General features: G+C 61.3%; 11 protein-coding genes and 2 pseudogenes. 10 read left to right on the top strand and 3 right to left on the bottom strand.

Annotation, left to right across the window (positions count from 1 at the left end):
- Positions 1 to 211: 211 nt before the first annotated feature.
- Positions 212 to 2014, top strand: coding sequence for an acyl-CoA dehydrogenase (locus C9383_RS16810; protein ID WP_060755166.1), 1803 nt, complete (start codon positions 212 to 214; stop codon positions 2012 to 2014).
- Here C9383_RS16810 and C9383_RS16815 read toward each other — a convergent pair.
- On the bottom strand, positions 2011 to 2301 hold the full coding sequence (locus C9383_RS16815; protein ID WP_060755167.1) for a cell division protein ZapA: 291 nt from the start codon (positions 2299 to 2301) through the stop codon (positions 2011 to 2013). The two genes, C9383_RS16810 and C9383_RS16815, sit on opposite strands and share 4 nt — an antisense overlap.
- Entirely contained in the window at positions 2298 to 2528 is a 231-nt protein-coding gene (locus C9383_RS16820) for a hypothetical protein (RefSeq protein ID WP_058423524.1), read from the bottom strand. The genes C9383_RS16815 and C9383_RS16820 overlap by 4 nt, the downstream gene beginning before the upstream one ends.
- A 342-nt stretch (positions 2529 to 2870) precedes the next feature.
- On the opposite strand from C9383_RS16820, the pseudogene C9383_RS28690 reads away from it, so the two are divergent.
- The 6 genes and pseudogenes from C9383_RS28690 to trxC form a co-directional block, all read left to right on the top strand.
- Positions 2871 to 3527, top strand: a pseudogene (locus C9383_RS28690) (MCP four helix bundle domain-containing protein); the annotation flags it as partial.
- A gap of 303 nt (positions 3528 to 3830) precedes the next feature.
- Positions 3831 to 4430 (top strand): annotated as a pseudogene (locus C9383_RS28695) (methyl-accepting chemotaxis protein); the annotation flags it as partial.
- Positions 4431 to 4701: 271 nt separating this feature from the next.
- Positions 4702 to 6444 carry a potassium/proton antiporter gene (locus C9383_RS16830; RefSeq protein ID WP_060755169.1) on the top strand — a complete coding sequence of 581 codons (1743 nt, stop codon included), beginning with the start codon at positions 4702 to 4704 and terminating at the stop codon, positions 6442 to 6444.
- A 49-nt stretch (positions 6445 to 6493) separates the two neighbouring features.
- Positions 6494 to 9832, top strand: coding sequence for a mechanosensitive channel MscK (gene mscK / locus C9383_RS16835; protein WP_090367235.1), 3339 nt, complete (start codon positions 6494 to 6496; stop codon positions 9830 to 9832).
- A gap of 48 nt (positions 9833 to 9880) precedes the next feature.
- Positions 9881 to 11344: a protein adenylyltransferase SelO gene (selO, locus tag C9383_RS16840; protein ID WP_090367237.1), complete on the top strand. Its 1464-nt coding sequence runs from the start codon at positions 9881 to 9883 to the stop codon at positions 11342 to 11344.
- Positions 11345 to 11561: 217 nt separating this feature from the next.
- Positions 11562 to 11996: a thioredoxin TrxC gene (gene trxC / locus C9383_RS16845; RefSeq protein ID WP_090367239.1), complete on the top strand. Its 435-nt coding sequence runs from the start codon at positions 11562 to 11564 to the stop codon at positions 11994 to 11996.
- 226 nt (positions 11997 to 12222) lie between these two features.
- On the opposite strand, the gene C9383_RS16850 is transcribed toward trxC, so the two are convergent.
- On the bottom strand, positions 12223 to 12993 hold the full coding sequence (locus C9383_RS16850; protein ID WP_060755175.1) for a ParA family protein: 771 nt from the start codon (positions 12991 to 12993) through the stop codon (positions 12223 to 12225).
- Positions 12994 to 13329: 336 nt separating this feature from the next.
- Between C9383_RS16850 and C9383_RS16855 the strand changes: the two genes are divergently transcribed.
- From C9383_RS16855 to C9383_RS16865, 3 genes are read left to right on the top strand one after another with little or no spacing between them, the layout of a single operon-like run.
- Complete coding sequence (locus C9383_RS16855) at positions 13330 to 14052, top strand: beta-ketoacyl synthase chain length factor (RefSeq protein ID WP_090367241.1); 723 nt, start codon at positions 13330 to 13332, stop codon at positions 14050 to 14052.
- On the top strand, positions 14028 to 14840 hold the full coding sequence (locus C9383_RS16860) for a lysophospholipid acyltransferase family protein (protein ID WP_060755177.1): 813 nt from the start codon (positions 14028 to 14030) through the stop codon (positions 14838 to 14840). Before C9383_RS16855 ends, C9383_RS16860 begins: the two co-directional genes overlap by 25 nt.
- Positions 14818 to 15087: a phosphopantetheine-binding protein gene (locus C9383_RS16865; RefSeq protein ID WP_060755178.1), complete on the top strand. Its 270-nt coding sequence runs from the start codon at positions 14818 to 14820 to the stop codon at positions 15085 to 15087. The genes C9383_RS16860 and C9383_RS16865 overlap by 23 nt, the downstream gene beginning before the upstream one ends.
- Positions 15088 to 15090 lie beyond the last annotated feature (3 nt).

Genomic DNA, 15090 nt, shown 5'->3' on the forward strand with positions numbered 1-15090 from the left:
AGTGTGGGAGCGGGCTTGCTCGCGAATGCGCAATGTCAGTCGACCTCTCATCGACTGACACGCCGCTATCGCGAGCAAGCCCGCTCCCACATTGGCTCCGCGCTTCTCTCACCCTTGCGCGTTCTGCCCCTCCATCACCCAAATCAATCTTGCTATCCAGCCTCCATTTGCGCACTTAGACTCAGGCCAACTCCTCTAAAGGTAACCCGCCATGTCCGAGTCGCTGCTCAGTTCCCGCAACCTGGCTTTCGAGCTGTATGAAGTCCTCGATGCCGAGGGCCTGACCCAGCGCGAGCGGTTTGCCGAACACACCCGCGAGACGTTCGACGCCGCCATCGGCACGGCGCGAAACATCGCTGAAAAGTACTTTGCCCCCCATAACCGCAAGAACGATGAAAACGAGCCGCGCTATGCAGACGGCGCGGCAGTTCTGATTCCGGAAGTGAAGCCCGCCGTGGATGCCTTCCTCGAAGCCGGCTTTCTCAATGCCGCCCGTAGCTTCGAAGCCGGCGGCATGCAACTGCCCACTCTGCTGTCTCAAGCCTGTTTCGCGCATTTTCAGTCAGCCAACGCGGCGTCGACGTCCTACCCGTTCCTGACCATGGGCGCCGCCAACCTGATCGAAAGCTTCGGTACCGAAGAACAGAAACAGCGCTTCCTGCAGCCGATGATCGACGGCCGCTTCTTCGGCACCATGGCCCTCACCGAGCCCCACGCCGGCTCGTCGCTGTCGGATATCCGTACACGTGCGGAACCTGCCGCCGATGGCACTTATCGACTCAAGGGCAATAAGATTTTCATCTCCGGCGGCGACCACCCGCTGTCGGAAAACATTGTGCACATGGTGCTGGCCAAGCTGCCGGATGCGCCGCCAGGGGTGAAAGGCATTTCGCTGTTTATCGTGCCCAAGTTCCTGGTCAACGACGATGGCAGCCTCGGCGCGCGCAACGATGTGCTGCTGGCCGGGCTGTTTCACAAAATGGGCTGGCGCGGCACCACTTCCACAGCGCTCAACTTCGGCGATAACGGCAACTGTGTCGGTTATCTGGTGGGCAAACCGCACCAGGGCCTGAGCTGCATGTTTCAGATGATGAATGAGGCACGCATCGGTGTCGGCATGGGCGCCGTGATGCTTGGGTACGCCGGTTACCTGTATTCACTGGAATATGCGCGTGAGCGCCCGCAGGGCCGCCTGCCCGATAGCAAAGATCCTACGACAGCACCAGTCTCGATCATCCAGCACGCCGATATCAAGCGCATGCTGCTGACCCAAAAGTCCTACGTGGAAGGCGCGTTCGACCTTGGCCTCTACGCCGCACGGCTATTTGACGACACCACCACTCTGGAGACCGAGGCCGAGCGCAAGCAAGCCCACGAGCTGCTGGACCTGCTCACGCCCATCGTCAAATCCTGGCCGTCGGAGTTTTGCCTCAAGGCTAATGAACTGGCGATCCAGATTCTCGGGGGCCACGGCTACACCCGTGAATACCCGGTTGAGCAGTATTACCGCGACAACCGTCTGAACCCGATCCACGAAGGGACCCATGGCATTCAGTCCCTGGACTTGCTCGGGCGTAAATTGGCGCAGAACGGTGGTGCGGGTCTCAAGCAGTTGATTCGATTGATCGCCGAGACGGGCGCACGGGCACAGGCCTATCCGTCACTGAACGCATTGCGTGAGCCACTGGAACACCTGGTCAACCGCTTGCAAAGCGTGACGATCGGCCTGCTGACGGATCTGGCCCAAGGCAAGGTCAACAGCAGCCTGGCGAACTCGGCGCTGTACCTGAAAGTGTTCGGGCATACGGTGATTGGCTGGCGCTGGCTGGAACAGGCGATACGCGCCGAGGAAGGGCTGGCCAGGGGGAATGCGGCCGACGTCGCCTTCTATAAAGGCAAGCTCCAGGCTGCCCGGTACTTCCTGACCTGGGAAGTGCCGAGCTGCCATCATGAACTGGCGATTCTGGAGGCACGCGACGATACGTGCCTGGGGATGCAGGATGACTGGTTCTAGGGCTGGATGGCCTTGGAAATCACTTCGACCGTGGCGCTGACTTGCTCTTGGTAACGGTCGAGCTCCTGCTGGTGACGCTGTTGCATTTCGATCTGCTCGGCGCACAGGTTCAGCGCGGCCAGTACCAATAACTTGTCACCGATCAGGGTCGGGTACTTTTTCTTGGTGGTGGCCAACGAGGCCTTGAGCAGGGTCACGGCGTGCATCAGGGTTTGGTCTTCCCCGGCCGGAGCCTTGATCGAGTAATCCTCTCCGAGAATCGAAACGACCTTTATCCCTTCATTCATGCGCTGACGGGCCCTGCGCTCACACGCTCAACCAACGCCTGGATGCGAGCGGCGGTGGCGCCGTGCTTTTCTTCCTGTTCCATCAGGCTCAGTTGCAGGCTGTCGTTTTCGTCCTTGGCGCGGGCCAGTTCCGCCTTGAGAGACTCGTTGCTGCCCAGCAGGTCCTGGTTCTGCTGTACAAGGTCGCTGACCAATTGTTCCAATTGACTGAGAGATGCTTCTAACATTTTGATTTCTCGGGCTTTTAAAAGGGCGGTGACGATAAAGAAAATTCACCTCGGATGCCAGGCTTATCCCCGGCGCACAGCCCGTTTTTTAAGGGCCGGGCCGCACTTTCGGAGCCTTAGTGACTGCAATTCCCCCATCTGGTTCCTGAATCGGTTTAACCCCTCGTCCGATGCGACAAAAGCGCGCACGCCCTTAAGACTTTAGTCGCATGGCCGATAGCCGATACATACCCGTCTCAAGACCGCATGGATCGCGCTTCTTCCCAGGATTCCCGCATGTCTCTCCGTAATATGAATATCGCTCCGAGGGCCTTCCTCGGCTTCGCGTTTATTGGCGCACTGATGTTGTGTCTGGGCGTGTTCGCCTTGAACCAGATGAGCAAGATCCGCGCAGCCACCGAAGCCATCACCCTGAGCAGCGTGCCGAGCATCCGCGCCCTGGACGAGTTCACCCAACTGACCCTGCGCCTGCGAGTGCTGTCGTACCGCCTGCTGACCAACCGCGAGCCGGACGTGCAGCAAAAGACCCTGGATGCCTTCGACCTGCGCAATCAGCAGATCCGCACAGCCCAGGCCGTCTACGAAAAGCTGATCAGCAGCCCTGAAGAACGCAATGCCTACGAGGAGTACGTACGCCTGCTGGGCCAGTACCACCAGATTGAAGAGCGCATGAAGAGCCTGTCGCGCGCCAATCAGATCGAAGCCCTGCGCGACCTGCTGAACACGCAATTGCTGGACAACTCCGAGCAGGTCAATGCCGTGTTGACCCGCCTGCTGGACATCAATAACAACGATGCCAATGCCGCCAACCTGCAAGCCAAAAACCAGTACGACATGGCCTTTGACCTGGTAGTGGGCCTGCTGATCATTGCCACGGGGCTGACGCTGTTGTTCGCCTGGTTGCTGACCCGCAGCATCACCGTACCGATTTCCCAGGCTCTGGAAGCGGCCGAAGAAGTGGCTGAAGGCAACCTGACCCGCCCGATCAAGGTCGACGGCAACGACGAAGCCGGCCGCCTGCTGGCCGCCATGGCCAAGATGCAGGACAAGTTGCGCGACACCTTGCAACGCATCGCCGGCTCCGCCACCCAGCTGGCGTCCGCCGCCGAAGAACTGAACGCCGTCACCGACGAAAGCGCTCGTGGCCTGACCCAGCAGAACAACGAAATCGAACAGGCCGCCACTGCCGTCAACGAGATGACCAGCGCCGTCGAAGAAGTCGCACGTAATGCGGTCAGCACCTCGGAGGCCTCGCGCAACGCCACCACGTCGGCCGGCGACGGACGTGATCTGGTACAGGAAACCGTCAGTGCCATCGAACGCATGAGCAGCGACGTGCAAGCCACCGCCACCCTGATTGGCGAACTGGCCAACGAATCGCGTGACATCGGCAAGGTGCTGGACGTGATTCGCGGCTTGGCCGACCAGACCAACCTGCTGGCCTTGAACGCGGCGATTGAAGCGGCGCGTGCCGGTGAAGCCGGTCGTGGCTTCGCCGTGGTCGCCGATGAAGTGCGGGCGCTGGCCCACCGCACTCAGCAATCGACCAGTGAGATCGAACGGATGATCGGCAGCATTCAGACCGGCACCGGGCATGCGGTAGACTCGATGCGTAACAGTACCGAACGCGCAGAATCCACGCTGAACATCGCCAAAGGGGCAGGCATGTCCCTGGACACTATCAACACGGCGATCATCGAGATCAACGAGCGCAACCTGGTGATCGCCAGCGCAGCGGAAGAACAGGCACAGGTGGCGCGTGAAGTGGACCGTAACCTGGTGAACATTCGTGATCTGTCGGTGCAGTCGGCAACCGGTGCCAGCCAGACCAGTACGGCGAGCAGTGAGTTGTCGCGCCTGGCAGTGGATTTGAACGGGATGGTGAGCCGTTTCCGCCTCTGACTAAACCTTTGTAGTGAGCGGGCTTGCCCCGCGCTGGGCGGCGCAGCCGCCCCAAACCCAGGCACCTCGGTCCTTCTGAAATACCGCGGTGTATTTGTTGGGGCGGCGTTGCCACCCAGCGCGGGGCAAGCCCGCTCACTACAGGGAAATTGTTTGTATCGGAGCCTGCCGAAAAGCTTTTGACAGCGCAGCAATTCAACAGGTTAGAATCGCTGGCACGCAGACTGCATGGTCAGTTTGCGCCCGTCTTCCCAGCCCTGGAGTACTGCCTTTGAATGCAACGACCATCAACAGCCTGTTCTTGATCGGCGCGTTGCTGGTGGGTGCGAGCATTCTGGTGAGTTCCCTTTCGTCCCGCTTAGGGATTCCGATCCTGGTGATCATCCTGGCCGTGGGCATGGTCGCCGGCGTGGATGGCGGCGGCATCATCTTCGACAACTACCCGACCGCCTACCTGGTGGGCAACCTCGCCCTGGCCGTGATCCTGCTCGACGGCGGCTTGCGCACGCGGGTGGCGAGTTTCCGCGTGGCACTCTGGCCAGCGTTATCGCTGGCCACGGTGGGGGTGTTGATTACCACCGGCCTGACGGGCATGGCGGCGGCCTGGCTATTTGACCTGAATCTCATCCAGGGCTTGCTGATCGGCGCAATCGTCGGCTCCACGGACGCCGCCGCGGTGTTTTCGCTGCTGGGCGGCAAGGGCCTGAACGAACGGGTTACCGCCAGCCTGGAAATCGAGTCCGGCAGCAACGACCCGATGGCGGTGTTCCTCACCGTGACCCTGATCGACATGCTCGCCAGCGGCCAGACCGGCCTGCACTGGAGCCTGCTGACGCACCTGATCCGCGAGTTCGGCATCGGTGGCATCATCGGCCTGGGCGGCGGCTGGCTGATGCTGCAGATGGTCAACCGCATCAACCTGGCCACCGGCCTGTACCCGATCCTGGTGATCGCCGGCGGCCTGGTGGTATTCGCCCTGACCAACGCCCTGCATGGCAGCGGCTTCCTCGCCGTGTACCTGTGCGGCCTGGTCATCGGTAACCGGCCGGTGCGCAGCCGTCATGGCATTTTGCATATGCTCGACGGCATGGCGTGGCTGGCACAGATCGGCATGTTCCTGGTGCTGGGCCTGCTGGTCACGCCCCATGACTTGCTGCCGATTGCCCTGCCCGCCCTGGGCCTGGCGCTGTGGATGATTCTGTTTGCGCGACCGCTGTCCGTGATCGTCGGCCTGTTGCCGTTCAAGGCGTTTCATGGTCGCGAAAAAGCCTTTATCGCCTGGGTGGGCCTGCGCGGCGCGGTGCCGATCATCCTCGCGGTATTCCCGCTGATGGCCGGGCTGCCCCATGCGCAGCTGTACTTCAACCTGGCGTTCTTTATCGTGCTGGTCTCGTTGCTGGTGCAAGGCACCAGCCTGCCGTGGGTGGCCAAACTGCTCAAGGTCACCGTACCGCCGGAACCGGCACCGATCTCCCGTGCAGCGCTGGAAGTACACGTCACCAGTGAGTGGGAGTTGTTCGTCTACCGCCTGGGCGCGGAGAAGTGGTGCATCGGCGCCGCCCTGCGCGAACTGAAAATGCCCGAGGGCACGCGGATCGCCGCCCTGTTCCGGGGCCAGCAACTGCTCCATCCGTCGGGTAGTACGGTGCTTGAAGTCGACGATCTGCTCTGCGTGATCGGTCACGAACACAACCTGCCGGCCCTGGGCAAACTGTTCAGCCAGGCGCCGCAACGCGGCCTGGATCTGCGTTTCTTCGGCGACTTCGTCCTGGAAGGCGACGCCCAGCTGGGCGCGGTGTCGGCCCTGTACGGCCTCAAGCTAGAAGGCATCGACCCGGACATGCCGCTGAGCAGCTTCATCACCCAGAAAGTCGGCGGCGCACCTATCGTCGGCGACCAGGTGGAATGGAACAACACCATCTGGACCGTCGCTGTCATGGACGGGAACAAGATTGGTAAAGTCGGCGTCAGATTTCCCGAAGGAAGTCGCCCGGGCCCCGGACTCTTCCTCTAAACTGCGGGGCCACAATGCCCCGATTCTTCACCTTGCTCGACCGGTCTCTATGCCAACCTTGCGCACTTATCTCGCCACTGCCCTGCTGAGCCTGACCCTGTGTGTCGGCATCGTCCATGCCGCCGAGCCGCCCAGCGCCGACGCCATCCAGCAAAGCCTGGACAAGCTGCCCGACCGCAAGCTGCCCGACGCCGATATGAAGGCGCTGCAGACCATCCTGCAACAGACCCTGACCTTTTTGGGCAACAAGCAGGATTACGAGCAGCGCCTCATCGACCTCAAGCGCCAACTGGAAGACGCTCCGCGCCAGACCAGCGAAAACCAGCGCGAACTGGTGCGGCTCAAGGCCACCAAAATCATCCCGGTGGCGCAGCGCTACGCGAGCCTGCCGGTGCCGCAGCTTGAACAACTGCTGGTGCAACGCTCCACCCAGCAAGGCGACCTGCAAAAAGAGCTGGCCGACGCCAACAGCCTGACCATCGCCGCTCAAACCCGCCCCGAGCGCGCCCAGACCGAAATCAGCAACAGCCAGACGCGTATCCAGCAGATCAACGCGACCCTCAAGCTCGGTAAAGACAACGGCAAGACCCTCAGCGGCGACCAGCGCAACCAGCTGAATGCCGAGCTCGCCTCCCTGAATGCGCTGATCCCGCTGCGCCGCCAGGAACTGGCCGGCAACAGCCAACTGCAAGACCTGGGCAACAGCCAGCATGATCTGGTGGTCGAAAAAACCGCGCGCCTGGAACAAGAGATCCAGGACCTGCAAACCCTGATCAACCAGAAGCGCCTGGCCCAGTCCCAACAGACGGTGACCCAACAGTCCATCGAAGCGCAAAAAGCCGGCAGCAGCAGCCTGCTGGCCTCCGAGAGCGCAGCCAACCTCAAGCTCTCCGACTACCTGCTCAAAAGCACCGACCGCCTCAACGACCTGACCCAGAAGAACCTGGAGACCAAACAGCAACTGGACACCGTGACCCAGAGCGACTCGGCCCTGGACGAGCAAATCAACGTGCTCAAGGGCAGCCTGCTGCTGTCCAAGATCCTCTACAAACAAAAACAGGCGTTGCCGCGCCTCACCGTCGACCGCAACCTGGCAGACGACATCGCCAACATTCGCTTGTACCAGTTCGAGGTCAACCAGCAACGCGAGCTGATCAGCACCCCCAGCAGCTATGTCGATAACCTGCTGGCCAACCAGCCGCCGGATGAAGTCACCCCACAACTGCGCCGTACCCTGCTGGAACTGGCGATCACGCGCAGCGACCTGCTGGAGCGCCTGAGCCGGGAACTGAGCGCACTGCTCAATGAATCCATCACCCTGCAACTGAACCAGAAACAACTGCTCAGCACCGCCAGCAACCTGCGCGCGACCCTGGATGAGCAAATGTTCTGGATCCCCAGCAACAAGCCGCTGGATACCGAATGGCTGGAAACCGTACCGGATCACCTGAGCAAGCAGATCACCACGTTGCCCTGGGCCTCCAGCGTCAGCGAACTGTATGACGGCCTGACTCAACGCCCGCTGCTGTTCCTGCCATTGCTGCTGTTGATCGGTGCCTTGCTGTGGCGACGCAAAGCCCTGTACCAGCGCCTGAACAAGGTCCACCTGGACATCGGCCACTTCAAGCGCGACAGCCAGTGGCACACACCGCAGGCGATCCTGATCAATATCCTGCTGGCATTGCCGGTCTCCCTGGGCCTGGCGTTGTGCGGCTATGCCCTGCAGATCGACGCTCGCGGGCAAAACGCCAACCTGGGCGTCGCACTGCTGCTGATTGCCCAAGCGTGGCTGGTGTTCTACACCGCCTACAGAATTCTCGCGCCGGGCGGTGTGGCTGAACTGCATTTCCGCTGGGAGCGGCCTCAGGTGGCCTTTCTCCAGGGTTGGATACGCAAACTCGGGCTGGTCGTATTGGCGCTGGTTGCCGTGGTGGCCATCGCCGAACATCAACCGGCGGCGCTGGCCGACGACGTGCTCGGCATCGGCGTGGTACTGACCTGTTACGCATTGATGGCCTGGCTGCTCGGTCGCCTGCTGCTGAACAGCCCAACCCACGAAAAAGCCTCGCTGTTCCGAAAAGTCGTAGGGCTGGTGTTTACCGCCCTGCCCATCGCGCTGTTTATCGCGGTGTGTTTCGGCTACTACTATACCGCGCTCAAACTCAGCGACCGTCTGATCAACACCCTGTACCTGCTGATGCTCTGGCTGGTCATCGAGGCCACTTTCGCACGCGGCCTGGGCGTTGCCGCACGACGCCTGGCCTATGCCCGGGCCCTGGCCAAACGCCAGGCCGCCAAGGAAGCCGGCGATGGCGAAGCCGTGATCGAAGAACCGACCCTGGATATCGAGCAGGTCAACGAACAATCCATGCGCCTGATCCGCCTGGCCTTGCTGGGCGGCTTCATTGCTGCGCTGTACTGGGTGTGGAAAGACCTGATCACCGTGTTCTCCTACCTGGACAACGTGACCCTCTACGAATACACCAGCGGCACCGGCGCCAACATCAGCATGGTGCCGATCAGCATCGGCGACCTGCTCGGCGCTTCGATCATCGTCGGCATCACCTTCGCCCTGGCGCGCAACCTGCCCGGCCTGCTGGAGGTCTTGGTGCTGTCCAAGCTGGACCTGGCCCAGGGCAGCGCCTACGCCACCACCACCTTGCTGTCGTATGTGATTGCCGGCGTCGGCTTCGTCTCTACCCTGTCCACCCTCGGCGTGAGCTGGGACAAGTTGCAATGGCTGGTGGCGGCGCTGTCGGTGGGGTTGGGGTTCGGGATGCAGGAGATTTTCGCCAACTTCATCTCCGGCATCATGATCCTGTTCGAACGCCCGGTGCGCATCGGCGACACCATTACCATCGGCAACCTGTCGGGCACGGTGAGCAAGATCCGCATCCGCGCCACCACCATTACCGACTTCGACCGCAAAGACATCATTGTCCCGAACAAGACATTCATCACTGGGCAACTGATCAACTGGTCGCTGACCGACACCATCACCCGCGTCACCCTGAAACTGGGCGTGGACTACGGCTCCGACCTGGACCGCGTGAAAGAGCTGCTGCTCAAGGCTGCCCGCGAAAACCCGCGGGTGCTCAAGGAGCCGGAGCCGCACGTGTACTTCCTCAACTTCGGCGAAAGCACCCTCGACCACGAACTGCGCATGCACGTGCGTGACCTGGGCGACCGCAACCCGGTGATCGACGAAGTGAACCGCTTTATCAACCGTGAGTTCAAGAAAGAGCACATCAACATTTCGTTCCGCCAGATGGAGGTTTACTTGAAAAACCTGCACGGCCAGGAATACAAACTGGTGGAAGTCGACCCGCCGACCCAGCCCGCCAACGACGGCGGCGTGCAAGAACCGCCGCCCAGCAAACTCGACTAACGGCGTTATCCCCAGCAGAATGCTCGGACATTCTGCTGGAGATGGCCGGTGAAAGCCCTCGACGAACTGACCTTCGACAACCGTTTCGCACGCCTGGGCGACGCGTTCTCGACCCACGTACTGCCTGAACCTCTCGACGAACCGCGCCTGGTCGTAGCCAGCGACGCCGCCATGGCCCTGCTCGACCTTGACCCCGCCGTGGCCGACACACCGGTGTTCGCCGAGCTGTTTGGCGGCCACAAGCTGTGGGCCGAGGCGCAACCACGGGCGATGGTCTATTCCGGGCATCAATTCGGCGGCTATACCCCGCAACTGGGTGACGGCCGCGGGCTGTTACTGGGCGAGGTGTACAACGACGCGGGCGAACACTGGGACCTGCACCTCAAGGGCGCCGGCATGACGCCTTACTCACGGATGGGTGATGGGCGCGCCGTGTTGCGCTCATCGATCCGCGAGTTCCTGGCCTCTGAAGCCCTGCATGCGTTGGGCATCCCCTGCAGCCGCGCCTTATGCGTGATCGGCTCCAGCACACCGGTATGGCGTGAAAAACAGGAGCGTGGCGCGATGGTGCTGCGCCTGGCGCCCAGCCATATCCGCTTCGGGCATTTCGAGTATTTCTACTACACCCAGAAGCCCGAGCAGCAGGCGCAGTTGGCCGAACATGTGCTGAACCTGCATTACCCCGAGTGCCGGGAACAGCCCGAACCGTACCTGGCAATGTTCCGCGAAATCGTCGAGCGCAACGCCGAGATGATCTCCAAATGGCAGGCTTACGGCTTCTGCCATGGGGTGATGAACACCGACAACATGTCGATCCTGGGCATCACCTTCGACTTCGGGCCGTTTGCGTTTCTCGATGATTTCGACGCGCACTTCATCTGCAACCACTCCGATCATGAAGGGCGTTACTCATTCAGCAACCAGGTGCCGATCGGGCAGTGGAACCTCAGCGCATTGGCCCAGGCGCTTACCCCGTTTATCAGCGTCGACGCGTTGAAAGAAGCCCTTGGCCTGTACCTGCCGCTGTATCAGGCGCATTACCTGGACCTGATGCGTCGCCGGCTGGGGCTGACCACCGCCGAAGATGATGACCAGAAATTGGTCGAACGCCTGCTGAAGCTGATGCAGAACAGCGGCGTGGACTACACGCTGTTCTTCCGCCGCCTGGGGGATGAGCCGGCGGCGCTGGCAGTGGCACGTCTGCGCGATGACTTTGTCGACCTGGCCGGGTTTGACGCCTGGGCCGAGCTGTACAAGGCTCGTGTTGAACGCGATGGCGACGGCAGCGAAGAACAGCGCCGTGCGCGGATGCATGCGGTGAACCCGCTGTATATCTTGCGCAACTATCTTGCGCAAAACGCTATTGCCGCCGCCGAGTCCGGGGATTACAGCGAAGTGCGGCGGCTGCATGAAGTGCTTTCCAAGCCGTTCGAGGCGCAAGCGGGAATGGAGCAATACGCGCAGCGGCCACCGGATTGGGGTAAGCATCTGGAGATCAGTTGTTCGTCATAGACACCCTCAGCGCACCCGATTTGTAGTGAGCGGGCTCGCCCCGCGCTGGGTGGCAACGCCGCCCCAACAAGGACGCCGCAGCGTTTCAGGAAGGCCCAGTCGCCTGGATTTGGGGCGGCTCTGCCACCCAGCGCGGGGCGAGCCCGCTCACTACAACCTTGATAAATACTTTAGCTGGCTCCAGATAGAGCCTATTGGCCACCTTCAGGAGCCCGCCATGTCCGAACCTCTCGTCATTCCCTGCCCACATTGCAACGGCCTCAACCGCATCCCCGGCGAACGCCTGGGTGATGCGCCCAAATGCGGGCGTTGCAAGCAACCGGTTTTGTTGAACAAGCCTTTCGAGCTGAAGCAAGGCGACTACGCCAGCCAGATCAAGGGGGATTTACCGTTACTGGTGGATGTATGGGCCGACTGGTGCGGGCCGTGCAAGTCGTTTGCACCGGTGTTCGAACAGGCGGCAGGGCAACTGCAGGGCAAGTGCCGGCTGGCCAAGCTGGACAGCGAGGCCAACCAGCAGTTGTCGGCGCAGTTGGGGATTCGCTCGATCCCGAGTCTGATTCTGTTCAAGAACGGCCGCGAAGTGGCGCGTCAGAGTGGGGCGTTTCCATTGCCGCAGTTGATGAGCTGGTTACGCAGCCAGGGCATCTGACCCAACCTCAAAAACAACACAAATCAAGTGTGGGAGGGGGCTTGCTCCCGATAGCAGGCTATCAGCAGCACCTGTGCTGACTGACCCACCGCCATCGGGAGCAAGCCCCCTCCCACATTTGACCGCGTTTTACCTAAAGATTTAGAGCGGTGAGGTTATTGCTCGTCCAGGCGTATAAGCCAGGGGATCTGCCCCCTCCCACATAAGTTTTGTGTTGCGCCTCAGGTCACGCGTTTTCCAGCAGGTTATGCAATTCCACAAACTGCTGGGTCAGCTTATGCCGTGGGTCCAAGTGGATCAGCGGCTTGCTCTCCTGGTGTGACTCGCGCATACGCACGGAACTGGCCAGGTACACCGGCAACACCGGCAAGCCTTCGGCGATCAACTCGTCGAGCATCTGCTGCGGCAGGCTCGCCCGGGCCTGGAACTGGTTGACCACAATGCCCTCCACTTCAAGGCCTTCATTATGGTCTTCCTTCAACTCTTCGATTTCCGCCAGCAGGCCATAAAGGGCCTGACGCGAGAAGCTGTCGCAATCGAACGGAATCAACACTCGATCAGCGGCAATCAGCGCCGAAACCGCATAAAAATTCAAGGCCGGAGGGGTATCCAGGTAGATCCGATCGTAATCTTCACCCAGCTCATCCAGCAGTTTTCGCAGCTTGTTGATCTTGTGCTTGGCCTCAAGCTTGGGCTGCAAATCCGCCAATTCCGCGGTGGCGGTGACCACATGGAGGTTATCGAACGGCGTTTCGTAGATATCCACCTGGTTTTTCTTGGAAAACGGCCCCGAAGACAGGGTTTGCTTGAAAAAATCGGCGATACCCATAGGGATATCGTCGCCGGTCAGCCCGGTGAGGTACTGGGTTGAGTTGGCTTGTGCATCGAGGTCCACCAACAGGGTTCGATAGCCTTCGCTGGCGCTGACCGCCGCCAGGTTGCAGGCAATGCTGGACTTGCCCACACCGCCTTTCTGATTGAACACCACGCGCCGCATGGAAAAACCTCCGTGTATCAATGAATGTCCCGAGTGTAGAGGGCAAAAGCGCCTGTTAGCTACCTCGTTCATCCGTTCAGCCCTGCATGACACGCCGATACCAGGACCTCGCATACAAATGAAAGGGACGCGTCCGACGCCCCAACGAGCACCGCGTAAAGGACAATCCGCAAATCTCCACGACTGATTTGTAATCGACGTGCACAAATTTTTACCAAAATTTGCTAGAACCCCACGCCACCGGGATAATGCGCGCCATTCGGCCGTTGCTCCCTGTCCCGGTATTCGGGGCCAACAGCCGCACATGGAAGCCCGCAGGGGCGGGATAACGTCTCAGTGATCAACTTCAACATCGCCCAATGGCGCGCATGGGCTCCTGGCCTCGAGAGCGCGGATGCCTGGCGCACATGGTGCCTGGCCCCGGTGTTGCTGCCTGCCAGCGAAGCCTCCCCCGACGTATCATTCCTCCCGGCCATGCAGCGCCGGCGCCTGAGCCGCTTGGCGCGCATGGCGTTCAGCGTGGGTTGGCCGCTGGCCGAGGGCCTGCAGGACCTGCCGTTGGTCTTTATCTCCCGCCACGGCGAAACCCCGCGCACCCTCGATATCCTCAGCGACCTGGCCAACGACCAGCCGTTGTCGCCCACCCAGTTCAGCCTGTCGGTGCATAACGCGGTGATTGGCCTGTGGTCGATCCTGCGCAATGAAACCAGCGAAATGACCGCCCTCGCCGCCGCCGGCGATGGCCTGGAGCATGGCCTGCTGGAAGCCGCCGCACTGCTCGACGAAGGGGCGCCGGCCGTGCTGCTGGTGATCACCGAAGAACAGCCGCCCGAAGCCTATGCCAGCTGGATCCACGACGTACCCTTCCCCTACGCTCTGGGCCTGTTGCTGACGCCGGGCGACGAGTGGCAGCTGGAACTCACCACCGGCACTGTCCAACCCAGCACCGCCCAACCGTGGCCCCACGCCCTGAACCTGCTGCGCACCCTGCTGAACGGACAGGACGCCTGCCAACATGCCTGGAAGAACCGTGTATGGAACTGGCAACGCAAGCCCTGACCCGCAAACCGCGGGACGCCTACTACTGGCGCCTGTTCGCCACCGCCGCCAGCTTCGCGCTGTTCGGCCTCGGCGGGCTGTGCCTGCGGTTGCTGGTATTTCCGTTGCTCAGTTGTCTGCCGGGCAGCGCCGACACACATCAGCGCCGTGCGCGCCTGACCATCAGCAGGTTGTTCTGGCTGTTTATCCGCCTGATGCAACGCGCCGGCGTGCTGACCTACAGCGTCGAAGGTGCTGAAAACCTCGGCCGCCCGGGCCAGATGATCATCGCCAACCATCCGTCGCTGATCGACGTGGTGTTCCTGATCGGCCTGGTGCGCCAGGCCAACTGCGTAGTCAAGCAGAGCCTGTGGCAAAACCCCTTCACCCGTGGGCCTGTGCGTGAAGCCGGCTATATCAGCAATGATGGCAGCGCCGAAATGCTCGATGCCGCTGCCGCTGCCCTGCGCGAAGGCCAGACCCTGATCATCTTTCCCGAAGGCACCCGCACCCCACCCGGCGCGACACCCGCCTTTCATCGCGGCGGCGCCGCCATTGCACTGCGCGGTGCGACAATCATTACCCCCGTGGTGATCAAGGTCAGCCCGACCACCCTGACCAAGGCCGAACCCTGGTACCGCATCCCCAAATGCCGCGTGCACTTCAGTTTGCGGGTGGGTGCCGATATAGAACCACAAGCGTTTGCCGCTCTTGGGCCTGCGCCCCAGGCTTCACGCAAGCTCAACGATTACCTGCACCACTATTTCATTAAGGAGCTCGCCGAAGATGAGCGACCAACAACGCCTTGAGCACGACATAAAAACGTTGATCATCGAGGCCCTGGGCCTGGAAGACATCAGCGCCGACGACATCGGCAGCGAACAAACCCTGTTCGGCGAAGGCCTGGGCCTGGACTCGGTCGACGCCCTGGAATTGGGCCTGGCGATCCAGAAAAAGTACGGTATCAAGATCGACGCCGACGCCAAGGACACCCGCAATCACTTCACCAACGTGGCCAGCCTTGCGGCGTTCGTCACAGCCAGACAGGCAGCTTGAGAC

Source organism: Pseudomonas palleroniana, assembly GCF_003031675.1.
Lineage (GTDB): Bacteria > Pseudomonadota > Gammaproteobacteria > Pseudomonadales > Pseudomonadaceae > Aquipseudomonas > Aquipseudomonas palleroniana.